Source organism: Candidatus Beckwithbacteria bacterium (assembly GCA_026397255.1).
Classification (GTDB): domain Bacteria; phylum Patescibacteriota; class Microgenomatia; order UBA1400; family CG1-02-47-37; genus JAPLVF01.
In genome coordinates, this window is sequence record JAPLVF010000013.1 from 243,933 (window position 1) to 266,102 (window position 22,170).

At 44.6% G+C, this 22,170-nt stretch carries 21 protein-coding genes; 9 read left to right on the plus strand and 12 right to left on the minus strand.

Annotated elements, in window-relative coordinates:
• Positions 1 to 4 precede the first annotated feature (4 nt).
• From NTZ93_03805 to NTZ93_03845, 9 genes are all read right to left on the minus strand, one after another.
• Positions 5 to 892 carry a hypothetical protein gene (locus NTZ93_03805; protein ID MCX6816965.1) on the minus strand — a complete coding sequence of 296 codons (888 nt, stop codon included), beginning with the start codon at positions 890 to 892 and terminating at the stop codon, positions 5 to 7.
• 54 nt (positions 893 to 946) lie between these two features.
• Positions 947 to 2,368, minus strand: coding sequence for a GTP-binding protein (locus NTZ93_03810; protein MCX6816966.1), 1,422 nt, complete (start codon positions 2,366 to 2,368; stop codon positions 947 to 949).
• Positions 2,319 to 3,338 carry a transcription termination factor NusA gene (gene nusA, locus NTZ93_03815; GenBank protein MCX6816967.1) on the minus strand — a complete coding sequence of 340 codons (1,020 nt, stop codon included), beginning with the start codon at positions 3,336 to 3,338 and terminating at the stop codon, positions 2,319 to 2,321. The genes NTZ93_03810 and nusA overlap by 50 nt, the downstream gene beginning before the upstream one ends.
• Positions 3,339 to 3,525: 187 nt before the next feature.
• Positions 3,526 to 4,395, minus strand: coding sequence for a J domain-containing protein (locus NTZ93_03820; protein ID MCX6816968.1), 870 nt, complete (start codon positions 4,393 to 4,395; stop codon positions 3,526 to 3,528).
• A gap of 9 nt (positions 4,396 to 4,404) precedes the next feature.
• Positions 4,405 to 6,294 (minus strand): molecular chaperone DnaK, encoded by a 1,890-nt coding sequence (gene dnaK, locus NTZ93_03825; protein MCX6816969.1) that lies wholly within the window; start codon positions 6,292 to 6,294, stop codon positions 4,405 to 4,407.
• Position 6,295: 1 nt separating this feature from the next.
• On the minus strand, positions 6,296 to 6,739 hold the full coding sequence (locus NTZ93_03830; protein MCX6816970.1) for a nucleotide exchange factor GrpE: 444 nt from the start codon (positions 6,737 to 6,739) through the stop codon (positions 6,296 to 6,298).
• A 6-nt stretch (positions 6,740 to 6,745) separates the two neighbouring features.
• Complete coding sequence (locus tag NTZ93_03835) at positions 6,746 to 7,471, minus strand: hypothetical protein (GenBank protein ID MCX6816971.1); 726 nt, start codon at positions 7,469 to 7,471, stop codon at positions 6,746 to 6,748.
• Between the two features lie 44 nt (positions 7,472 to 7,515).
• Complete coding sequence (locus tag NTZ93_03840) at positions 7,516 to 8,178, minus strand: sortase (protein ID MCX6816972.1); 663 nt, start codon at positions 8,176 to 8,178, stop codon at positions 7,516 to 7,518.
• 3 nt (positions 8,179 to 8,181) lie between these two features.
• A complete protein-coding gene (locus tag NTZ93_03845) occupies positions 8,182 to 9,585 on the minus strand; it encodes a hypothetical protein (GenBank protein ID MCX6816973.1) in 1,404 nt (467 codons plus the stop codon).
• 64 nt (positions 9,586 to 9,649) lie between these two features.
• On the opposite strand from NTZ93_03845, the gene NTZ93_03850 reads away from it, so the two are divergent.
• On the plus strand, positions 9,650 to 11,008 hold the full coding sequence (locus tag NTZ93_03850; GenBank protein MCX6816974.1) for a glycosyl hydrolase: 1,359 nt from the start codon (positions 9,650 to 9,652) through the stop codon (positions 11,006 to 11,008).
• Here the strand turns inward: NTZ93_03850 and lepA are convergent.
• Positions 10,988 to 12,790, minus strand: coding sequence for a translation elongation factor 4 (gene lepA / locus NTZ93_03855; protein ID MCX6816975.1), 1,803 nt, complete (start codon positions 12,788 to 12,790; stop codon positions 10,988 to 10,990). The two genes, NTZ93_03850 and lepA, sit on opposite strands and share 21 nt — an antisense overlap.
• Positions 12,765 to 14,372: a murein biosynthesis integral membrane protein MurJ gene (gene murJ, locus NTZ93_03860; protein MCX6816976.1), complete on the minus strand. Its 1,608-nt coding sequence runs from the start codon at positions 14,370 to 14,372 to the stop codon at positions 12,765 to 12,767. The genes lepA and murJ overlap by 26 nt, the downstream gene beginning before the upstream one ends.
• Positions 14,373 to 14,409: 37 nt before the next feature.
• On the opposite strand from murJ, the gene rpsT reads away from it, so the two are divergent.
• From rpsT to NTZ93_03895, 7 genes are all read left to right on the plus strand, one after another.
• Entirely contained in the window at positions 14,410 to 14,658 is a 249-nt protein-coding gene (gene rpsT / locus NTZ93_03865) for a 30S ribosomal protein S20 (protein MCX6816977.1), read from the plus strand.
• A 9-nt stretch (positions 14,659 to 14,667) separates the two neighbouring features.
• Positions 14,668 to 15,216 carry a PilN domain-containing protein gene (locus NTZ93_03870; protein MCX6816978.1) on the plus strand — a complete coding sequence of 183 codons (549 nt, stop codon included), beginning with the start codon at positions 14,668 to 14,670 and terminating at the stop codon, positions 15,214 to 15,216.
• Entirely contained in the window at positions 15,213 to 15,803 is a 591-nt protein-coding gene (gene pilO / locus NTZ93_03875) for a type 4a pilus biogenesis protein PilO (GenBank protein ID MCX6816979.1), read from the plus strand. The genes NTZ93_03870 and pilO overlap by 4 nt, the downstream gene beginning before the upstream one ends.
• Positions 15,804 to 16,106 (plus strand): hypothetical protein, encoded by a 303-nt coding sequence (locus tag NTZ93_03880; GenBank protein ID MCX6816980.1) that lies wholly within the window; start codon positions 15,804 to 15,806, stop codon positions 16,104 to 16,106.
• Positions 16,093 to 17,427 (plus strand): Ig-like domain-containing protein, encoded by a 1,335-nt coding sequence (locus NTZ93_03885; protein MCX6816981.1) that lies wholly within the window; start codon positions 16,093 to 16,095, stop codon positions 17,425 to 17,427. The genes NTZ93_03880 and NTZ93_03885 overlap by 14 nt, the downstream gene beginning before the upstream one ends.
• Positions 17,428 to 18,629: 1,202 nt before the next feature.
• Positions 18,630 to 18,917, plus strand: a complete 288-nt coding sequence (locus NTZ93_03890) for a hypothetical protein (GenBank protein ID MCX6816982.1) — start codon at positions 18,630 to 18,632, stop codon at positions 18,915 to 18,917.
• Between the two features lie 2 nt (positions 18,918 to 18,919).
• Complete coding sequence (locus NTZ93_03895; GenBank protein ID MCX6816983.1) at positions 18,920 to 19,528, plus strand: hypothetical protein; 609 nt, start codon at positions 18,920 to 18,922, stop codon at positions 19,526 to 19,528.
• Positions 19,529 to 19,530: 2 nt separating this feature from the next.
• Here NTZ93_03895 and NTZ93_03900 read toward each other — a convergent pair whose 3' ends face one another.
• Entirely contained in the window at positions 19,531 to 20,733 is a 1,203-nt protein-coding gene (locus tag NTZ93_03900) for a glycosyltransferase family 39 protein (GenBank protein MCX6816984.1), read from the minus strand.
• On the opposite strand from NTZ93_03900, the gene NTZ93_03905 reads away from it, so the two are divergent.
• Positions 20,732 to 22,165 carry a hypothetical protein gene (locus tag NTZ93_03905; protein MCX6816985.1) on the plus strand — a complete coding sequence of 478 codons (1,434 nt, stop codon included), beginning with the start codon at positions 20,732 to 20,734 and terminating at the stop codon, positions 22,163 to 22,165. The genes NTZ93_03900 and NTZ93_03905 overlap by 2 nt on opposite strands.
• The last annotated feature ends 5 nt before the right edge of the window (positions 22,166 to 22,170 follow it).

Sequence of the window (22,170 nt, forward strand, 5' to 3'; positions counted from 1 at the left end):
GTTATCAAATCTGGCTAGAAGAAGTTAAAACTTTGGGCTTTAACCAGTCTGGAGGGGTAGCTGCTTTAACTGGGTTGTTGGGTAAGGCCCAAGGGTTGGCGGCCGGACGGGTAAGGGGGTTCAGGGGGCGAGAAAAGGGAGTGGTCATTTGGCCTTTTTTGGCACCAAAGCGCAATAGTTGAGCGACCATTTCAAAGGTGTCGGCCGTAGTTTGGGGGCTGGTAAAGTTAGCGGTTTTGGCTTCAATACCGGCCAGCAAATTGGTGGCAATATCGCTTTCCAGGGCTAAGCCTAAATCATTGATAACGGTAAAAACAATTTCGCAAGTGGCGCTGACGGTCGGATCGTAAAGGTTAACCGTGCCAAACTGGGCGTTTCTATCTAAACTCGACAGGTTGACCAAGATTTTGGTTTTATCATCTAAAAGCTTTTGTTCGCTCTTGTACAAATCGCCTAGATCTTCCAACTGCCGGGCGCCGATGACAAAGATAATGTCGGCCGATGAGCCGGTGTAGGAATACTCAACCGAGGTCGTATCCAAGGGCTGCATACCGGCTTTGGGTTCAATGGTTAAGTTGAATCTTTGGTTGGCCGGATCTTTGTCGTAGGAAACTTTTTCCAGAGAATCTTCGGGATACTGAAAGGAAATCACTAAGTTTTGGTTGCCGATACGGGGCTTGATTTTATCCACGCCGAACAAGCGGTTAAACTGGACAGTCATCGGAGTCGGGCAACCAATAGACACGTTAACTTGTTTTTTGGTTAAAGCTAAATAAAGGGATAAACCGGCGGCAACCGCGTCTAAATCCGGGTTTTGGGGCAATAAAATCAGGGTTTGCTTGGCGGTGGAAAAGGCCTGCCTGACTGGCTCAATATTGTAGGTTTTGGGCATAGTTGTCGCGATTATACCAAAAAAGTATGAGAAAGTAAAGCTATAGGATAGTGTTTAAACTTTCTTGTAAGCCACAAGTTTGTCTTTGGGCTGAAAGGAAAGAACGCCGGTAAAAGAAAGACCGTACTGCTCCCTGGCTTTGGCTTTATCAACTTCTTCTTTGCCCTGACGAATGGACTTGATTTTGCTTTCGGCGACGGTAACTTTATTGCGGATAAGGTGGACCAAATCGCCTTTACTTAATTTGCCGGACAAAACTTCCACGCCGGCGATAGATTCGCCTTTGGCAGAAAATTCCTGTAAAACTTTGGCTTGGCCTAGAATTTCTTCGTCAATCGTCGGCTCTAAGAGTTTTAAAATCTGGGCCTGTAAATCATCCAGAAGCTCATGAATCAGGGAGTAATTTTTAATTAAAATCGACTCAATTTCCGCCAGTTTAATGGCCGTGGCGGTGGTTTTTACCCGGAAACCGATAATTTTGGCCCCGGTTGATTGGGCTAAAGCGACATCGGATTCATTGACTTCGCCAATGCCGGCAGAAATTAAAGCGACATCCGGGCCAAGATTTTGAGTAATGGCCTCCAAGGTGCCGGAAACATCGGCCTTAAGAATAATTTTTAATTTAGTCACTAAGCCGCTATCACTAACCGCGTTAGTAATAGTGTTGGCGCCGACAGGCGGCACAGTGGAAAAACCTAAAACCTGGGCCGGGCAACCGGGAAAAACGGCAGTCAGACTTTCCCCTTTTTCGTTAAATAAAGCCTTAACTTTACCGGTAGTCCCGGCCAAATCTAAGTTATCCCCTAGTTTAAGAGTGCCTTTTTTAACAACAACGGTGGCGACAGGACCGCGTTGTTTGTCCAAAGAAGATTCAATAACCACGGCTTCAAGAAGAGTATTCGGTTCATTTTTCAAACTCTGCATATCTGTTAAAAGCAAGACCATTTCCAAAAGTTGATCTAAGCCCTGGCCGGTTTTAGCAGAAATTTCGCAACAAACAACATCGCCGCCATAACCTTCAACCATAACACCGTTATCGGCTAAGTCTTTTTTAACAACGGCTACGGAAGCGCCGGGTAAATCCATTTTGTTGATGGCGACTAAAAAGGGAGTTTGGCTGGCTTTGATTAATTGAAGGCATTCTTTGGTCTGCGGTTTAACTGATTCGACGGCGTCAATAACTAAAATTACCAAGTCGGTGGCGGAAACGCCCCGCGAACGCATGGCGGAAAAAGCGGCATGGCCAGGAGTATCAATAAAGGTTAATTTCCGACCCGCAAACTCTACCTGATAAGCGCCAATGTGCTGGGTAATGCCGCCGGACTCGTGTTCGGCAACGTGAGATTTTCTTAAGGTGTCTAAGAGGGTGGTTTTGCCATGGTCAATATGGCCCATGACGGTAATTACCGGCGGCCGAGGAACAAGGTTAATCTTTTTTGGTTTTTTTAGTCTTGGTTTTTTTTGGTCTGTCATCATTTAAATTAATTTTATAACCGGTTAGTTTGGCGGCCAGACGAACATTTTGACCGTCGCGGCCGATGGCTAAAGACAGCTGGTCTTCAGGCACAGTAATATTGGCTTCTTTTTTCTTGGCATTAAGCTTGATTTCCAAATGTTCCGCTGGCTGCAAGGCGGCAGTAATAAATTTATCCAAGTCTTCCGAATACTCAATAATGTCCAGTTTTTCGCCGCCCAGTTCGTTAATGACAGCTTGGACCCGGACGCCTTTTTGACCGACACAGGAACCGACCGGGTCAACGCCGGCTTGAGTCGAGGCAACAGCCACTTTACTGCGGCTGCCGGCTTCGCGGGCAATGATTTTAATAGCGACGGCGCCGGAATTAACCTCGGGCACCTCGCGTTTAAAAAGCTCAATCACCAACTGGGGATCGGCGCGGGAAACAACAATTTGTTTGCCTTTAGGTGTGTCGCCAATATTTTTAATATATAAAGTCAGGCGCTGATTAAGATGATAGTGTTCATTCGGACTTTGCTCTTCCGGCGGCATCAGGGCTTGGCCACGACCAATATCACAGATAATAAATTGGCCATCGAAACGTAAAACCATGCCGCTCACCAGGCTACCGATTTTGTCAGAGTATTCGGTAATAATGGCGTCTTTTTCGGCTTCGCGGATTTTTTGCAAAATTACCTGCTTGGCAGTCTGGGCGGCGATGCGGCCAAAACCCGGAGGAGTAACTTCTTTCTTTTTGTCCGGCTTAGCTGTGGCGAACTCAAAAATCTTGGCCGAACCGGTAATCTCGTCAACAATCACTTCGTAGTCCAAGTCTTCATTAGCGCCAAAGTCTTTGCGGTAAGCGGCCACGAGGGCAGCCTTTAAGGTTTCTAAAATAGTCTGAGGAGAAATACCCCGCTCGGCGCAGATTTGGTTAAGGGCCGAGGTAAATTCGGTCCGGGCAGATTTAGGTAAATTGGTTAAGTCCATATTTTAATTAAAAAGGCGGGTCTTAATGCCGCCTCTTGCCTAAATTTCTTAATAACAGTCTATTTTAGCACATTTGGTTTAATCTTTAAAGACTAACATTAATAATCTACCCGACACTGACACCATTGGGAACGGGTTTTTCGGGCAGGGATAAATTATCACACCTCGCAGATGTGATAGAGATGATTTAGCTTTCACTTTCAAATTCTTCTAACAGTTGGCGCTGGCGGCGGGAAAGACGATCGGGGACACGGATAATCAGGCGGACATACTGGTCGCCGCGGCCGCGGCCGCGAAGGATCGGCATACCCTGGCCGCGAAGACGAATTAAAGTGCCGGATTGGGTGCCGGGCTGAACTTTTAATTTCAGGTCGCCGTCAATCGTCGGCACCTCAACCACTCCACCTAAGGCAGCCTGGGAAAAACTGATAATTTCATCAATAAAAACATCGTTAACTTCGCGCTTAAAATGCTTGTCCGGTCGGACTTCGATGGTCACATAAAATTTTTCAAAGCGGATACGGGTACCGTCATCGCTACCGGCGGGAATTTTAATGGTGTATTCTTTGCCCTGATGAACCAGGGTTCTGGTTGTACCCTTGGCCGCTTCCATAAAATCGATGGCCAGGCCATAACGAGGGATTCTTTGCTGCTGATGAAAAGGCGAACCGCCACCGAAAAAGCTTTCAAAAATTTCAAACGGGTCACTAAAGCCGCCGAAGTCAAAGCCACCACCGCCACCAGCGGTAGTGTAAGTGTAAGTGAATGGGCCCTGACGGTAAGACTGAGTGCCACTGCCAAACGGACCGCCGGCGCCAAAACCCTGGCTGGGGTCGAAAGCAGCGTGACCATATTGGTCATAGGTAGAGCGTTTTTCCGGGTTAGATAAAACTTCGTAGGCTTCGGAAATTTCCTTGAATTTTTCCGTGGCATCGGCGGATTTGTTACGATCAGGATGATATTTTAAGGCTAACTGACGGTAGGCTTTTTTCAGTTCCGCCGCGCTGGCGGTTTTGGAAACGCCTAAAACTTCATAAAAGTCGCGCTTGGTGGTCATTTATTTATTTTACTCCACCACTTCGCCTTCTTGGACTTTATCCTTATCGGATTTTTTGTCGTCGGGTTTTTTTTCACCGTCGGCCTTAGGCTCGGACTTCTGCGATTCGTACATCGCGGCACCGACTTTTTGGATGGTTTCGGAGAGGTCTTTAGTCTTGGCCTCCAGCTCGTCTTTGCTGCCGGATTCTAAGATGTCTTTTAAGGCCTTAACCTTCTTTTCGACATCGGCTTTATCCTCTTTTTTAACTTTATCGCCAGCATCCTTTAAAGTTTTTTCGCTGGTGAAAATAAGCGTATCGGCTTGGTTGCGGGCGTCGATGCGCTCTTTCTTTATTTTGTCCTCTTCGGCGTGTTTTTCCGCCTCTTGGGTCATGCGCTTAATTTCGTCATCAGACAAACCAGTCGAGCCTTTAATGGTAATCTTCTGCTCTTTATTGGTGGCCTTGTCTTTGGCGGTAACATTTAAAATGCCGTTGGCGTCGATATCAAAAGTGACTTCGATCTGCGGCACGCCGCGCGGACTCGGAGGAATCCCATCCAGAATAAACCGGCCTAGGGATTTGTTGTCGTTGGCCATTGGCCGTTCTCCTTGCAAGACATTAATTTCCACCGAAGTTTGATTGTCCGCGGCGGTCGAGAAAATCTGCGATTTGCTGGTCGGCACCGTGGTGTTGCGGTTGATTAAAGGCGTGGCGACACTGCCTAAAGTTTCAATGCCTAGGGTCAGCGGGGTAACGTCCAAGAGTAGAACATCAGTGACGTCGCCGGTCAAAACACCAGCCTGAACGGCCGCACCAATGGCCACGACTTCATCCGGATTAACAGATTTATTCGGCTCTTTGCCAAAAAGTTCTTTGACGGTTTGGTAAACCTTGGGCATGCGGGTCATACCGCCAACCAAGACGACTTCATCAATATCTTTCACGGTTTTCTTGGCGTCTTTAAGACAGGCCTTAACCGGAGGAATGGTTTTTTGAATTAAGTCATCCACCAGATTTTCCAGTTTGGCCCGGGTCAACTTCATGGTCAGATGCAAGGGACCATTTTTGCCTTGGGTAATAAACGGTTGGTTAATTTCTGTTTCCGTGGAGGAAGACAACTCCATTTTGGCTTTTTCGGCAGCGTCTTTAATCCGCTGTAAAGCTTGTTTATCAGCCTTAAGGTCAACGCCGTTTTCTTTTTTAAATTCAGCGGTAATATAGTCAATAATTTTTTGGTCAAAGTCGTCGCCGCCTAGATGGGTATCGCCGTTGGTGGCTTTAACTTCATAAACATTATCTCCTAGTTCCAAGACGGAAATATCAAAGGTGCCGCCGCCCAAATCATAAACGCAGATGGTTTGGGCTTTTTTCTTTTCTAGGCCGTAGGCCAAAGCGGCCGCGGTCGGCTCGTTTAAAATCCGCTCGACTTTAAGACCGGCAATTTCGCCGGCCTGCTTGGTTGCCTGACGCTGAGCGTCATTGAAATAGGCCGGACAGGTAATGACGGCTTTGTCAACGGATTCGCCTAAATAAGCCTCGGCATCGGCTTTGGCTTTTTGTAAAATTTTGGCAGAAATTTCCTGGGGAGTGTAAGTTTTCCCGTCAACTTCCACCATCGCCATATCCCCTTTACCACCGACAATTTTGTAGGCAACCATGCCTTGAGTTTTCTTGACTTCGGCATCACCCATTTTGCGGCCCATTAACCGTTTAATGGAATAAATCGTGTTGCCGGGATTAAGAACCATTTGACGTTTAGCAATATCACCAACCAAATTTTTAGTCGGCTCAACTATTGAAGGAATCAAGTTGCGGCCTTCGGCAGTCGGAATCACTTTGGGACTACCGCCTTCCATCACGGCGACCACCGAATTAGTGGTGCCTAAATCAATACCAATAATTTTATTGGATGCCATATTATTTATCCCCGATCTTGCTTCGGGAATCCTCCTTAATTATATTAATATTATCCTTACCAACCTTAACCCGGGCCGGCCGTAAAACCCGATCATGAAGGTAAAAACCTGGTTGAACCACGGCCAAAATTAAGTTTGGTTGACCCGCCACCAACTCACTACACTCGGCGGTTTTGGGGTCAAAAACAGTGTTTAAAAGTTTAATTTCACTAACCCCTTCAGCTTGCAGAACTGATTTAAATTTATCAATGGTCAATTGCAGACCGGCATTTTTCAGGTGTTCCTGGGCCCGCTCCAAATCATCTAAGATCGGCAAAAGCTTGGCAATTAAAGAAGCGGAAACAAATTTAACAAATTCTTGTTTGTCGGCTTCAACCCGCTTGGTTAAATTTTGATAGTCAGCCAAAGTTCGTTTCAACTGATTTTCTAAAGTTTTTTTGGACATAAATTTTTACCAGCCTTTGGCAATTTCATTAATTAAATTGCCGAAATAGCGAACCGTGGGAATTATTCGCTGATATGGCAGGCGGTTGGGACCGATAATCCCCAAAGAACCGGAAAGATTAGGGGTAGAAAAGTCGGCAAAGACCATGCTTAAGGGCTCAAAAATAACGTTGTCAAAATCGTCGCCGACTAAAATATGCACCGGTTCTTCGGTGCTAACTTTGGCAAAAATTGAGTGCATCAGATTAAATTCGTCGATTAAAGACAAAACTTCGCGGCAAACATCAATGTCGTAAAATTCCGGGTTGTCCAAAAGGTGAGCTTCGCCGGAATGAAACAGGTCGCCACCGGAAGTGCAGGCAACCGCCAAGGCTTTGGTTTTATCGGCTAAGGCCTTAGTAATGCTTTTCAAAAATTTACCTGATTCAAAGCGGTTATCCCAAACTTTTTCTTTAACAGCCACTTCTTCGGCGACGGACATTTCATCTTCTTTTAGAAGTTCATGAACGTAGTATTTTAGAGCCATGGGTGTCGGAGTCCGGCCGGCAGAGGTATGTGGCTGTTTTAAAAATCCGGCTTTGGTTAAGGCCATCATTTCGTTGCGGATGGTCGCCGGAGAAACACCGAGATTATATTTTTTCTCAAGCGTGACACTGCCAACCGGTTCGGCCGTAGTGGTAAATTCTTCAATTACCGCTTTTAAAAGTTGGGCCTGGCGATCAGTTAAATTCATATTAGCAGTAGAGTAGCACGACTGCTAATAGGTTGTCAAGGGGGCTATTTTTGTTCCGGCTGAGCAATAATCAACAATCTTTTCCAAGTGGTTCCCGGCGGCCAGCAAGTCTGTAATACCAACCGTTCTTCGCCGGTGACATCGATAATATCGCTAATGTCCGTCGGGTCAACCACTTTTTTCTCCGCTACAATATAGTTATAAGGAACATTGTTATAGTAAGCAATAATTTTATCGCCTTTTTCCAGTTTTCCTAAAAGATAGAAAACCGCATTAAACCGTTCCACATCAAAAGTCGCGTCAGTCGAATGGCCGAAAATATAAACCGTACCGTTTTCTCCCGGAACCGCCGTCCCGACCGCATGGGCGACTCCACCCGCCTGTTTTAACACCGATTGGTAGGCTTTTACATCCTCGGGGTTAACATTTTCCGTCACCGACACGTTGACAAAAATTTTCGGGATCACCAAACCAAACTGGGTTGACAAGGGCTTGACCACATCAGCGTTGGCCAATTGTTTAAAACCGGACATTGATACCATCATGCCTGAAAAACCAACAGTTGGTTTACCGGTTGACGCGGCTTTTACTTCTTGCTGATAACGCGCTTCGGTGATGACGCTCGGACCGAAAATCCAGGCTAAAATTACCACAATTAGCCCTAAACTTAAATTAATCCCCCAAATGATTAATTTTTTATTTTTCATAAACTAAAACCCAAATAATAATTTCACTAATAGTAAAGTTGCTCCCAAACCGGCACTGCCAACGCTTAACCAAGTCGGTGCTCCGGTTGAAGGCTGGCTGGGCGGAAAATTTGGCGTTGGACTGGCTCCGTTAATACCGTTAACCGGATAGTTGCCAAAATAAAACTTATAGTTTTTGCTTTGATTCAGAGTTTGTTCTACTACCGTTCCGGTCGTATTTAACCACCCTTCCTGACCCAACTCCTGTATCTTAACTCTATCACCGATATTGACCGTGATGGTGTCTCCGGCGTCTCCATTCGGTTCAATCGTGTAGCTTTCTTCTTGCCCGCCATTCACCTGATAGGTAAATTCCCAGGCCCGATTAGTCGAACCTTCCCCGGTTTCTCTAACCCCGTTTTTATTAGCATCTAAAAATTTCTCAATAACAAAAGTGGGTTGATTGGCTCCCGGCGATGGGCTGGGACTGGGACTGGAACCGGGTTCGGGTGAAGGGCTGGCGGAAATTCGTTGGTTGCCAAAATCAAAAGTATAAGTATGTCCCGCCTGGCTTAATGTTTGTGTCTGATTTTTAGGAGTGGTAATCTTCCAACCGGATTTAGTAAATTCCTCTACTTCGACTTTGGTTCCTTTGTTCATGGTTGTCTTAGCTGATAAACCGCTGGCAGTGGCCGTATTAATCGCTTTCCAGTCGCCGTCGTTAATGCTGTATTGGAACGACCAGGTCTTATTCGGACTGCCTTCATTAGAATCTTTGTCACCGTCGCCGTTTAAATCATTAAATTTGCGGATTTGAAAATAGGCTTTATTAGAAGATGGGGTGGGTTTATAGGAAAAAATCACTAAAAAATCATTATAGTCTGAGGCTGGCTCACCAGCCGTATCCCAATCTGACCAGCATTGAGTGGAAACAATCGGTTCACCGTTGTCATTTACTTCCTTAACATAGGCCTCAATATTCACCGGTGGGTCTGCCAAACCGCTAACGCCGCATTGTTTTCCGTCATTAATCGGCGTTTGCCAATTAAAGTCGGGTTGGTAAACATCGTTGACTTTCGCGGAGATTTTTTCCGTTAGGCTTTCTTGAGCCTTAATATTAATTCCGGTATCTTTATAGTTGCCGGTGCTTATCTCAAAAACATTCGGAGTTTCTTGGTAAGTTAGCTCAAACTTTCTATTGGTCCAGGAGTCAAACCGCCAATAATAGATCCGGACCTCGCCGTCTTTAGGAAATTTTAACGTGGTTGGGTTAGTGCCGCTAGTTAACTCTTCCGGCTGCGCTTGGGCAATAAACGCTTCCTGCCGATTCAGACTGGATAGGTATGTCCGCATCGATAAATTTAGGCTGACTAGGCCAGTCACTACGATTACCCCGATCCACAAAAGTTTTTTCCAGGCAAACTTCATCTTAAAATAATCCTACACTATTTTACCAAGTTCTTCAAAAAAAGCGGCGTGATAGAATAAAATTATGAGAAATTTTAAGACCTGGGTCGGGTTATTAATTTTAGTCGGAGGGTTAATCATCGCCTTAAGCTTGGGAAGAAGGGCCACCCGACTGCTACCCGGTGCGGCGGGCCAACCGGCTAATATTATTGTCAAGGCAGATGAAAGCGTAGGGCCTCTGCCCCGCCCCTGGACAAATTTAGCCCAAGGCGGTGAAGAATCCACCGGGATGCTCAGCCAAACCGTTGGCAAAATCAAACCATTAAAACCCACCTATATCCGCCTTGACCATATATATGATTTTTATGACACGATTAAAAAAGAAAACGGACAGTTAAATTTTAACTGGACGAAATTAGATAAAGAAATTGAGGCAATTTTACAAACCGGGGCAAAACCGTTTTTATCTTTATCTTATCTACCGCAAGGCTTCGGGTTAAACGACTGGCAGGCAATCGTTAAGGCCACCATCAATCATTATTCCGGCAAGAATGAGAAAAATTTGACAGACGTTTATTATGAAGTTTGGAACGAGCCGGATTTATTCGGCGACTGGAAAATTTCCGGCGAAAAAAATTATTTGGACCTGTACCGGTTGGCGGCGGTCGGGGCCGATCAAATCACCAATGCCAATCTGTTTAAGTTGGGCGGGCCAGCCACGACCGGCATGTACCGCAACTGGATGGAAGCGCTATTTAATTTAATCGACAAAGAAAGTCTAAGATTGGATTTTATCTCCTGGCACCGTTACGGCCTCAACCCGAGTGATTTTTCGGCCGATACTGATGAAATTAGCAATTTAATCGGCCAATATCCTAAATTAATCAAAGCGGAAAGAATTGTTTCTGAGTGGGGATTTGATCCGAAAAACAACTCCGGTTATGACAGCGCGTTTGGAGCCGCCCATATCTTAGCCAGCGTCAGGGAAATGTTTAATCGGATTCAAAAAGCTTTTTTGTTTGAAATTAAAGACGGCAAAGACCCGAAGGGTCAACCATTTTGGGGCCGGTGGGGACTCTTAACCCATGAATCAACCGGCCTATTAATTAAGCCCAGATATAACATGCTGCTCTGGTTGAACGATCTGGGAACAAACCGCTTATTATTGTCCGGAGAAAATGGGTTTATAAGAGGCATTGCCGCTAAGAAAGAAAACGACATTCAGATTTATTTAGTGAATTATGACCCGGCTAATCAGCATGAAGAAACAGTCCCAATAATCGTCAAAAATTTACCACTGGGACAATATCAGGTGACAACCGAGTGGTTCGGACAGAAACCGGAAACTAAAATAATAACGATTACCGCCGGCACCTACGTTGACTCGGTTAACTTAAAACCAAATCAAAGCACCAGAGTTAGCTTAACGCCGAACAACCGCTAAAAAAGCTTCCTGAGAGAGATTGACCTTACCCACCCGCTTCATCCGTTTTTTGCCGCGCTTCTGACTGGCTAAAAGCTTGGCTTTGCGGCTTAAATCGGCGGCGTGGAGTTTAACCGTGACGTCTTTGCGGTAGGCTTTAATCGTTTCCCGGGCTAAAATTTTACCGCCCAAAACTACCTGGATTGGTAGTTCAAACTGCTGACGGGGAATGGCGGCTTTTAATTTTTTCGCTAATTTTAAGGCTAAGCTGACAGCCGCAGGGCGAACAGTTAAAACTGATAAGGGTTCAACCAGCTGACGATTAAGTAAAATTTCCAGTTTAACGATGTCGCTTAAAACAAAACGGGAAAAACGCCAATCAAGGCTGGCAAAACCGGAAGAAACCGATTTTAAACGATCAAAAAAACCGCTGATTAATTCCCGGAGCGGCATAAAATAAACCAGCTTGACCTGGCTGCCAAAAAATTCCTGGGATTTCAGCTCGGCCCGATACTCGCGGCATAAATCCATCACCCCGCCCAGATAAGTAAGCGGGGTAAACAAAGATAAATCAATATACGGCTCCAGAGTTTGGTTGATTAACGAGGGGTCGGGAAAATCGGCCGGGCTAAGGATGGAAATAAGTTGGTGATTTTTCTTCAATTCAATCTGGTATTCAACCGACGGACTGGTAGTAATCAGGTTTAAATCAAATTCCCTTTCCAGACGCTCCTGGACGATCTCGGCGTGCAACAGCCCCTGAAAACCGATTTTAAAACCGCTGCCTAAAACCGCCGAGTTGACGGGATTGTAAGTAATGCTGGAGTCGGTTAAATGAAATTTTTCCAAAGAGGTTTTTAATTTAATAAAGTCTTGGTTGTCAATTGGATAAAAATCCATAAAGACAACCGGTAAGGGTTCCTGATATCCCGGCAAAGCGGAAACGGCCGAGCCTGATTCAACAATCGTGTCGCCGACGCGGCAAAGAGAAATATCTTTCAGGCCGGTGGCCAGATAGCCAACCTCGCCACAGGTTAATTGCTGCGTCGGTTTTAGGCTAGGAGAAAAGTAACCGATTTCCTGAGTTTTAAAGACGGTCGCGTTAGAAAAAAATTTAAGCTGGGTAGAGGCAGTAATTTGGCCGTTGACTAAACGGACGCAAGCAATAACGCCGTGATGGGGATGATAAAAAGAGTTAAAAACTAAAGCTTGCAGGGGGCTGTCCTCCTTCGCTGAAGCTACGGCGGGCGAAGGAATCCGATCAATAACAGCTTTAAGCAATTCCGGTACGCCAGCGCCTGTTTTGGCAGACACTAATAAAATCTCCGAGGCTTTAAAACCGAATGAATCCTGTAATTCCTGCTTAACCCGATCAATTTCGGCATTGGCTAGGTCAATTTTATTAATCACCGGAATTAATTCCAAATGACTAGCCATGGCTAAATTGGCATTAGCCATTGTCTGGGCCTGAATTCCCTGGGTAGCGTCAACTAATAAAATGGCGCCTTCGCAAGCATTGAGCGACCGGGAAACTTCGTAGGAAAAATCAACGTGACCGGGGGTATCGATCAAATTTAGAATATAGGAGTTAGCATTTAGCAAATAGCGCATGCGGACAGGGGCGAGTTTAATGGTGATTCCCCGTTCTTTTTCAATCGGATTAGAGTCCAAGAACCGTTCCTCGAAATCTTTTTTGGCAATCGTACCGGTGGCTTGCAAAAATCGGTCGGTTAAAGTAGTTTTGCCATGATCGATATGACTGATAACGCAAAAATTTCTAATAGTTGATTGGTAGAGATTCATCGTGAGTAAAGCGTTTAATTAAAACCGTAAAGCTATCCAGCTCTCTAATTTTTAAAATTTTGGAAAAAACTGAGTAAACCGTCAAGCCAATTAAGGTCGTGATAATCGATAAAATAATCAAATCAAGGGTCCGGGCGGTATCAAGAATATACCGGTCAAGAACACGCAAAGGAATCCAAAGACTGAAGCCGGTTAAAATCGTCGCTAAAGACATTTTTAAAAAAGGAATAAATAATAAGTGGCGGTCAAAGCCGCCGGTCAACCGGGCGAGAAAAAATAACAACAAGGCTGCATGTAAAAAACTAGCCAGGGAAACTCCCAAGGCCAAACCTAAAACACCGAAATGAAACTGATAAATAAACAGAATACTAAAGGCAACATTGGTAAAAACGGCGGCAATAGCCAGATATAAAGGGGTACGGGTGTTGGATAGCGCATAAAAACCGCGGACCAGAATTTGAATAGCAGATTGGGCAAAAACAGAAATAGCAAAGAGGGCAACCACTTTGCCGGTTAAAATCGTCGCCTCCCAGGGGAAAGTCCGAGCACCGAAAGCCAGACGAACGGCCGGAATTCTTAAGACCAGCAAAATCATTCCGGCCGGCAAACTTAAATATAAAGCCTGATTAAGGGATGATAAAAGCAGGGTTTTAAATTTATCCAAAGAATCCCGGGAAACATTCTGAGACAGAGTGGGCAAGGCGGCCTGACCGATGGTGGCCCCGAACAAACCGACCGGCAAGTTGTTTAAATTTTGAGCAAAATAAAAAATGGCTAAAGAGCCGACCGACAAAGAAGTGGCCAGAAAAACAGCCATGGTCAGCTCAATTTGGCTGACCGCTAAAGCTAAAGTTCGGGGAAACATTAATCGGCCAATCCGTTTCACCCCGGGATGTCGAAAATCAAAACTAAAACGATAATTAAAACCTAAGCTCTTAACTAAAGGCACCTGAATTAAAAAATGCAAAAAGGCGCCGAGAATGACGCCAAGCGCCGGACCGTAGATTCCAAACATAGGTCCCAAAACCAGAATCCCAAAAATTATTCCCAAATTATAAGCAATCGGGGAAAGGGCAGGAATTAAAAAATAATGATGCGACTGCAAGATGCCGGTTAAAAAATTAGAAACCAAAAAACAAGCTTGGGCCAGCAATAAGATACGCGTCAAGACGGTCATCAGATTAAGCTGATCGACGGAAAAATTAGGGGCAATTAAATGGCTTAAGGGCCGGGCAAAAATAAATAAAACAGCGCCTAAAATCATAAATAAGGCCAGACCGATGTTAATAACGCTGGAAGCGACATGCCAGGCTTCATGTTTTTCTTTAATTAAATAGTGGGAGAAAACCGGAATAAAGGCAGCGGAAAAAGCGCCAACGACTAAAAGCTGAAAAATCATGTCCGGCAGCCGAAAGGCGGCAAAATAAACATCCAACTGCCAAGAACTTAACGGATTAAAAAAAGCGCCGGCCAAAAATCTGTCCCGCAACAACCCCAAAATCCGGGACAAAAAAACCGCAAACATCAGAGTACTGGCGGCAGAAAGAGTGTCTGGCTGTGGCCGAAGCCAACGATTTCTCATCTTGACGCGAGTATAACAAAAATATAAAATCCAAACCATGCCAATACTAAAATCCGCCATTAAAAAACTAAAGCAGGATAAAAAAAGAACCAAGGTGAATAAGCCTTATCGCGAAAAATACCGGTTAGCGGTAAAAACGGCCAGAATCCATCCCAGTCTAAAAACGCTAAAATTGGCGGCGGCGGCGTTGGATAAAGCGGCAAAAAAGAAAGTCATTCATAAAAATAAAGCCAATCGACTCAAGTCGAGATTGACACGACTTCTCAAAAAGACAAAAAAGAAGTAGAATTAACTAATGCCTGCCATCAAAAAAGAAATCAACTTGCTACCGAAAGAGCCTTGGGAAAAAGGCTTTTTAGGAAATTTAATCCACTGGGTGTTATCGGTCGGCCGCTACGTAGTCGTATTTACCGAGTTAATTGTAATTTCCAGTTTTTTATACCGATTTAGCTTGGATAAAAAATTAGCCGACTTGAATGAAAAAATAAAACAAGAAAAGACAGTAGTCGAAAGCTACGGTGATTTTGAAGATAAATTCAGACAGGTACAAAAACAGTTAGAAGAAGTAAAGATAAAAGAAGATGAATCAATCCCGATTGGACTGATTTTAAATACTATCAGTGAGATTACCCCCACAGAAACAGTCTATGAATCAATCACAATTAATAACCAAGTGGTTGAGTTACAGGGCCGGGTTTTATCAGAAGTGGGATTAGCCACCTTGCTGACCCAGGCCCAAGCCCGGAAAGAATTTTCAGACATCAACTTAGAAAATGTCACCTCCGGAAAAAATAACAGCCAAGAAATAAATTTTCAAATGACCTTAACTTTAGCTAAAAAATGAAACAAGATTATTTACGCTGGGCACAACAACCAATAGTGAGAATTTCCGGATTAATTTCCCTAACCTTTTTTACGGTCGCCTTCTTTGGTATCTTTGCCATTATGCCAACCTTTAAAACAATCGCTAAACTTAATAAAGAAATTGAAGACAGCCAAATAATTGACAGTCAACTTTATAAAAAAACCGTTAGCTTGCAGGCCGCTCAAACAAATTATGACAAAGTTATTAATGATTTAGGTTTAGTAAATCGGGTAATGCCGGAAAGGGAAGAGTTTGAAACCCTGTCCTGGCAGATAGCCTGGCTGGCTAGCCAAAAAGGGGTAGAGCTGACAAGCGGCACTTTTAACACTTTCAACTTGGTCGGGCCCAGTGAAACCGGTTTACAAACCCTGGAAATTGATTTGACGGTCAGCGGCCCCTATTTAAACATTAAGGATTATTTCGTCTCCTTAACCGGCTTTGACCGATTAATCACCATTAGCGACGTAAATTTCGGCAGTAAGAATTCAAATAATCTAAAAAATAATCTGAACTTAACCGCTAACTTAAAATTAACTGCCTATTGGTTACCTAAGGAGGGAAAATAAATGCTCAGCGGAGTGCAAAAATCCTGGCGCAAAGACTTATTCAGATTGTCAATAATGACATTAATTACCGTGGTCGTCTGGATCGGCTTGGCCACTTACCAAGCTTTAACCAAAAGCCAGATAAAACCGGATGTAGCCAAGGCAATTTTACCCTTGACGCCAACCCTCGACATTGACACAATGGAAAGGATTAAACAAAAACAGGTTACTCCTAATATTGATTGGGGCAGCCTAACGCCGGTAAAGCCGGAAATTTTAGCGGTGCCCAAAGAAGCGACTGCCAGCAGCCATGCAAACGAATAAAGTTCATTTCCCCACTGCCTTAGGCTTGTTAATTTTATTAGTGGCAATATTTTTAGGCGTGTTTTTTGCCAAAACCAGAACAGTAAACACCAACCAGAGCCAAGAAACAGCCACGCCCAGTCAAATAAGAATTACCAACGTGACTGATAATGGTTTTTCCACGTCTTGGCTGACAGATCAACAGACAGAAGGGTTTCTTAAATACGGCACTAAAGAAACAGAGTTAAGCCAATCAACCCTGGATGACCGGGACCAACTATCAGGAGAAAAAGGGAAGTTTGAAGTGCATTATGTGACGAGTAAAAATTTAATGCCAGCAACTAAATATTATTTTAAAATTGACTCGGGCGGCAAACAGTTTGACAACAACGGCAAACCGTTTGAGGTCGTCACGGGCCCAACTTTAACTAATGCTCCCAGCGCTGACCCAATTTACGGCACGATTTTAACTCAATCAGGAACAGCGGCAGAAGGAGTGATTGTTTATATAAATGTGGCTAATGCCGCACCCTTATCAGCTCTAACAAAAACTAACGGCAACTGGGCGTTATCGTTAGCCACAGCCAGAACGTCAGATTTAAGCGGCTTCTTAAAATACGACACCCAGGCGACAATTATAAATCTTTTAGTCCAAGCGGGAAAGTTGGGAACGGCTTCGGCAATTACGACCGCCACTAATGATAACCCGGTGCCGGATATCAGTCTGGGTAAGTCCGAGGATTTTCGGGCCCAGGCCATGCCTTCGTCTTCGACTACGGCAGGCGACGCCGGAGCAACGGAAAGCGGACAAATAGGACAAAAAAGCGGATTTTTGTTAAATCCGCTGGTGGCCCAAGTAGCCACCGAGAGCGGCGAGGTGACCTTGAACAATCCTGCCTACGACGGCGAGGTGATTAATGCCACCCAGCCGGCTTTTATGGGCAGCGGGCCGGCAGGGAAAATTTTGGCAATTGAGATTCACTCCACGCAAACCTATACCGGCTCGGCCACGGTTAACAGCAGCGGGGAATGGGAATTTAACGCACCGAAAGGGTTAACCCCGGGAGAGCATACGGTCACAATTAACTATATCGGAACTGACGGAAAAGAGGCGACAATCAGCCGTAATTTTGTGATTGCCCAGGCGGGAGAAACAACCGTGCCGGCCATTACCGCGACCCCTTCGGGAGGAACAACTTCCCCTAGTCCCGCTCCCCGAACCTCAATGCCGGCAACCGGCAGCGGTATTCCTCACCCCGGCTCAAGTGAGATTTCTTTACTAATGCTGTTGACAGGGTTAGGATTAATTATCGGTAGTTTAAAAATTAAAAATATTGTATAAATAAACTTATGGACAATATCGGCCTGCAGCCACCATTCACTCCGCCACCAGAAAGACCCTCAGTTACTCTTCCACCGATTCCGCCGACGACGCCACCAGCACCACCAGCCACTCCACCAGTACAACCACTAGTGCAACCGGAACAACCAATAATCCAACCGCCCCATAATCAAAGGGCGAAAAAGGCCAAAAAAGTTTTGCCGAAGTTAGCAGTCGGCACACTCTTAGTCGCGCTTTTGGTGGGAGGATTAGTGTTAGGGAAAAACTTAATCGGGCAAAAAACTAGTGTAGAGAAATTGGCAACCGCCACGATTTGCGAATCGCCTTCGCCATATCCGTATACTCACCCACTTGACTGTGGGGCCCAATGTTGTAATAAGGACACACAATACTGTTGTACATTTGGTTGTAAAGATAAATCTGATGGCCCTTGCCCCGGTGAAAGCCCAACGACCGGACATTTTGCCAATTCAGAATGTTTCGAAACCGGCTGCCATGTCAGCGACGCTGACTGGAATAACGGAGTTAGTCCTCTTTGTGTTGTGATGCATTACTGGTGTCCTAATGGAGGAGCTTCGTGGGATCCAAATGTGTGTGGCGAAGCTGTAAGTGGTTACCAAATAATTGGTAATCGGGTTCAAGAAGCGGTTTTTTCTCAAGATTGTGGTACTGAACAAATCGATTTAATATGCCAGGGCGTTACGGATCATCCCCATAGAAATCGCCATAAGGGGCCTTGCGCTAGTCCGTCACCGAGCGAACAACCGGCATCACCTAGTCCGAGCCCGTCGGTTTCATCACCCAGCCCGAGCCCGTCGTCGTCACTTACAACTATTCCAAATTGCACAAGCTTAATAACAACTGCTGATCTAAATAATTTGCAAGTAGGAACCGAATATTCTTTCCAATTAACAGCCGGAGGTACTGCTCCAATTACTAGCGTAGAAATGTCTGTTTATGGTAGTAGTTGTTCGAATAATCTTAAAACATATACTCCACAGACTGTTTCTGGTCCGGGGACTTACACGATTAAATGGACTCCTACCCAAGCAGGTTCGTTTACAGCTTACGGCAGGATCTGGAACGATGGTGTAGCTGAGTGTCGGGCTGACTGTGTTGATGGTCCACCACGATACTTATGCGCTAATGCCCAAGCGTGTAAATTAACAGGCACTGTCACATCACCAACAACCATCAGTTGCGTGGAATTAACGAAAAATACGGCCAACCCTAAATTAAATGACGCTGTGCCTTTTGTTTGCAATGCAGGTTATTCTTCACCTTCTCTCGTGGCTTTCTTTAGATACAGCACCAACGGCGGTTCAACTTACAGCGACCGTTTACCTACGAACGGCGTAGTAATAAATCCCGGCGCTTACCGAGCCTATTATACGATTACTATTGGCCAAATCGGCAACTGGGTTGTCCAATGCCGCATTTGTACCAGCGCGGCGGCGACTACCTGTACTGCTTGGGGGCAGGCAAATTAACTATGAAAAAAGATAATAAATGGCTATTGTGGGGACTGATTGGCTTTACGGCTATCTTGCTGATAACGGCAATAATTTTATTCCTGCAGTTAAGGAAACCAACACAGCCCTTGCCGACGCCAAAACCAGTCGCCTCACCGCAAGTTCCGGAAATAAATGTAGCGGGTACGGCTGGTGTCTGTGAGCTAAGCTTTACGGTGACAGCGTCACCTTCACCCTCACCGAGTCCGGGGACGTCACCTTCACCCTCACCGAGTCCGGGGACGTCACCTTCACCCTCACCGAGTCCGGGGACGTCACCACAACCAAACGTTTGTTTTGACACCTGCAGCACAGATGATGAATGTAAGGTGGCTAATTCTGAGTGGAGGTGTATGACTGTGTCCGGCGATAAGCGCTGTGTTAACCCTAACTGCACGGACGAGACCGACTGTAACTGCAATATCGCTTCCTCGCCTAACCCAACAATTATCGCCTACGCTTCACCAACTCTTCCACCCCAAACCAAGGGCGGCCAGCCGGTGTTACCGCAAGCGGGTATTTCCGGACCGGCAGTTTTAGGGGTTTCAGCCGGACTGTTGCTGATGCTGGCCGGGTTGTTGTTGTTTTAAATTCAGCGCCAGGTAGGTAACCAGAACCAATATTTTAGTAAGTTTACAGGTAGTGGTATTGCGGTATTTAAGGGGTAGAAGAAAATAAAAGTTATAATCGTTATAAATATTATAAATTTTATAATTTTGGCTGGCAGAGCGTTAACCACTTGAGCTAAAATTAAACATAAAAAGGGCAGGGCGGGCAGATAGTGATGTAAAAACATAATCCGGGGAGAAAAAACGAAAGGAAAAAAGAGAAAGAAATAACAAATCAGAAGAAATAAATTGCTGCAGAAAATTAAGGAAATTAAACCGCCCCAGAAAACTAACGGGTTGCCAAGATTATAAATATTGGCGACAGAATTTTTAAAATACTCAACATAAAACCAAACCGGCCGGATTAGAAACGGCCACTGCCAGGCAGAAGACTGATAAGAGTGAGTGGCGGTAAGGTGGGTTTGATACCAAATAATTTGCTTGTGAAGATCAAAAAAACTGGTCAAGCTGCCGCCGCGGAGAAATAACTGAGAATAAGAGAGAAAATAAATAATCACTGTAATAAGTAATATGTAAACTGTAAACAAAAATTTTTTGGGAGATCTAATCAGAAAGAAAATTAGGTAAATCGGAAAAAGCAAGACGGCAGAATGTTTGGTGGCCACGGCCAAGCCGGTAAAAATAGCAGTAAGAAAGAGATTACGATAAGGAGACGCCTTCACATGCGTAAAGGAGTCTCCTTTAATAAATCGACAAAAGAAAGTGAGGGCAAAAATAATCCAGGTAGTCACAAAAATATCATTCATGGTAATCCGCGACATCGTCAACTGAAGATTGTCAAAAGCAAAAAAAGCGGCAGCCATTAAAGCGATTTTTTTATTTTTAAATAATGTCAGGGCGAAATAATAAAGGGCGGCAATGGAGATTGTCCCAAAAAGGGCACTGGGGAATCGCCAACCGAAACTGTTATCGCCGAAAATCTTAACTGAGTTCGCTTGAATTAATTTAGCTAAAGGCGGATGAAGCCAATCATAGGCGGTATTGGGTTCGGGCGCTTTGGCAAAGGGATTATAGGCATCAAGGTTCCCCTGACTAATCGCCCGCACGGCCGGAACATGATAAACCTCGTCGAAAACATAGGCAGCCGGGACACCCAAGCGGAAAACCCGCAGGAAAAAACTAACAACGAGCAACAACCATAACGCTCTCGTGTAAAATGGTTTCATGCTGTCTATTGTAGCAAGTTTTGTTTTTTGGCTTGGCTGGGTTGGGTTTTTTACGATTACCTGGAGCCATGTTCTGGTGAAAGAGGCAGCGGGCTGGTGGTCAAGTTGCGCCAATTGTTGGGGCGATTGGTCGGCCCACCTGGCTTATACGACCAGTTTTGCCTACGGCCACAATTTCCCGCCACAACTGCCGATAATGGCCGGCCACAAATTCAGTTATCCGTTTCTGATCGACTGGTTGTCAGCCATACTCGTGAAATTGGGCTTGGATTTAAGATGGGCATTAATTATCCCCGGCTGGATTCTATCGTTAATTTTGATTTGGCTGATTGTCAGATTGGGGCAAAAATTAACCGGCAGCTTGGCGGTGGGCCGGTTGGCCTCATTGATTTTTTTATTTAACGGCGGCAAGAAATTTTTAAATATTGTGGTAGCCCAATTAATGCCGCAAAGAGGCTGGTTGTTGGGCATGAGTTTAGGGATAATTATTTACTTATTGTTTTGGCAGTGGCTGGAAAAAAAGCAAAAAAAATATTTATTAATTGCCGGGATAATTGCCGGCTGCCTACCCTTAATTCATTTACATTCATTGGCGGCAGTGATTTTTGTAGCCGGGTGGTTAGTAATATTTAATTTCTCCCGGCAGTGGCTGTATTTTTTCCTACCATTGGCTTTGTTGGCCACACCCCAGATATTAAGTTTTTATTCTCTGGGATTACATTTAATTAAGTTTAACCCGCAGTGGTTAGGTTTAGACCTAGGCTTAGTGATAATTTTAGGATTGATCGGTTTTATCAAGGCGGATAAAAGACTTAAAAAATTTGTTCTGCCTTTTTGGGGATTATTTATTTTGGCTAGTTTATTTGTTTTCCAGCCATTTGATTGGGACAATACCAAGATTTTTGACCATTGGTATTTAATGCTGGCAATTTTAGCCAGCCTCGCCTTACAAAAAATGTGGCAAAAATCCTGGTGGTTAAAAATTGGGGCAGGAATTTTGTTTGGTTTAATGATTTGGCCAGGTTTGGCGGAAACGATTAAATTTAACCAGTACCAAAAAAATAAATATTTGTTTTTCGGTAATGAAGAGCTGGCTTTAGCCGAAGTGGGTAAAAAAAACATTCCCCCGCAGGCAGTGGTTTTAACCGCCAGTAATCATAACCATTGGCTGCCAACTTTAACCGGGAGAAAAATTGTTTTAGGTTATACCGCCTGGTTATGGTCCTATGGCGTTAATTACCAACAAAGAGAGGCAGATGTAAAATTAATGTATCAAACGGGGAGCAAATCATTGCTGGAGAAATATAAAGTTAATTATGTGTTAATCGGGCCGGAAGAACGCCGTCAATTTAGGGTAAATGAAGCTTGGTTTAACAAGAATTTTCCGGTAATTGAATTGAACAGAGAGAATAAACTTTACCAAATCAACTGAAAACT

Bases quoted from the DNA above. Each gene is read 5' to 3' on its own strand.
- NTZ93_03805 (MCX6816965.1), bottom strand. From the start codon at position 892: ATGCCCAAAACCTACAATATTGAGCCAGTCAGGCAGGCCTTTTCCACC.
- NTZ93_03810 (MCX6816966.1), bottom strand. From the start codon at position 2,368: ATGATGACAGACCAAAAAAAACCAAGACTAAAAAAACCAAAAAAGATT.
- nusA (MCX6816967.1), bottom strand. From the start codon at position 3,338: ATGGACTTAACCAATTTACCTAAATCTGCCCGGACCGAATTTACCTCG.
- NTZ93_03820 (MCX6816968.1), bottom strand. From the start codon at position 4,395: ATGACCACCAAGCGCGACTTTTATGAAGTTTTAGGCGTTTCCAAAACC.
- dnaK (MCX6816969.1), bottom strand. From the start codon at position 6,294: ATGGCATCCAATAAAATTATTGGTATTGATTTAGGCACCACTAATTCG.
- NTZ93_03830 (MCX6816970.1), bottom strand. From the start codon at position 6,739: ATGTCCAAAAAAACTTTAGAAAATCAGTTGAAACGAACTTTGGCTGAC.
- NTZ93_03835 (MCX6816971.1), bottom strand. From the start codon at position 7,471: ATGAATTTAACTGATCGCCAGGCCCAACTTTTAAAAGCGGTAATTGAA.
- NTZ93_03840 (MCX6816972.1), bottom strand. From the start codon at position 8,178: ATGAAAAATAAAAAATTAATCATTTGGGGGATTAATTTAAGTTTAGGG.
- NTZ93_03845 (MCX6816973.1), bottom strand. From the start codon at position 9,585: ATGAAGTTTGCCTGGAAAAAACTTTTGTGGATCGGGGTAATCGTAGTG.
- NTZ93_03850 (MCX6816974.1), top strand. From the start codon at position 9,650: ATGAGAAATTTTAAGACCTGGGTCGGGTTATTAATTTTAGTCGGAGGG.
- lepA (MCX6816975.1), bottom strand. From the start codon at position 12,790: ATGAATCTCTACCAATCAACTATTAGAAATTTTTGCGTTATCAGTCAT.
- murJ (MCX6816976.1), bottom strand. From the start codon at position 14,372: ATGAGAAATCGTTGGCTTCGGCCACAGCCAGACACTCTTTCTGCCGCC.
- rpsT (MCX6816977.1), top strand. From the start codon at position 14,410: ATGCCAATACTAAAATCCGCCATTAAAAAACTAAAGCAGGATAAAAAA.
- NTZ93_03870 (MCX6816978.1), top strand. From the start codon at position 14,668: ATGCCTGCCATCAAAAAAGAAATCAACTTGCTACCGAAAGAGCCTTGG.
- pilO (MCX6816979.1), top strand. From the start codon at position 15,213: ATGAAACAAGATTATTTACGCTGGGCACAACAACCAATAGTGAGAATT.
- NTZ93_03880 (MCX6816980.1), top strand. From the start codon at position 15,804: ATGCTCAGCGGAGTGCAAAAATCCTGGCGCAAAGACTTATTCAGATTG.
- NTZ93_03885 (MCX6816981.1), top strand. From the start codon at position 16,093: ATGCAAACGAATAAAGTTCATTTCCCCACTGCCTTAGGCTTGTTAATT.
- NTZ93_03895 (MCX6816983.1), top strand. From the start codon at position 18,920: ATGAAAAAAGATAATAAATGGCTATTGTGGGGACTGATTGGCTTTACG.
- NTZ93_03905 (MCX6816985.1), top strand. From the start codon at position 20,732: ATGCTGTCTATTGTAGCAAGTTTTGTTTTTTGGCTTGGCTGGGTTGGG.
- NTZ93_03900 (MCX6816984.1), bottom strand. From the start codon at position 20,733: ATGAAACCATTTTACACGAGAGCGTTATGGTTGTTGCTCGTTGTTAGT.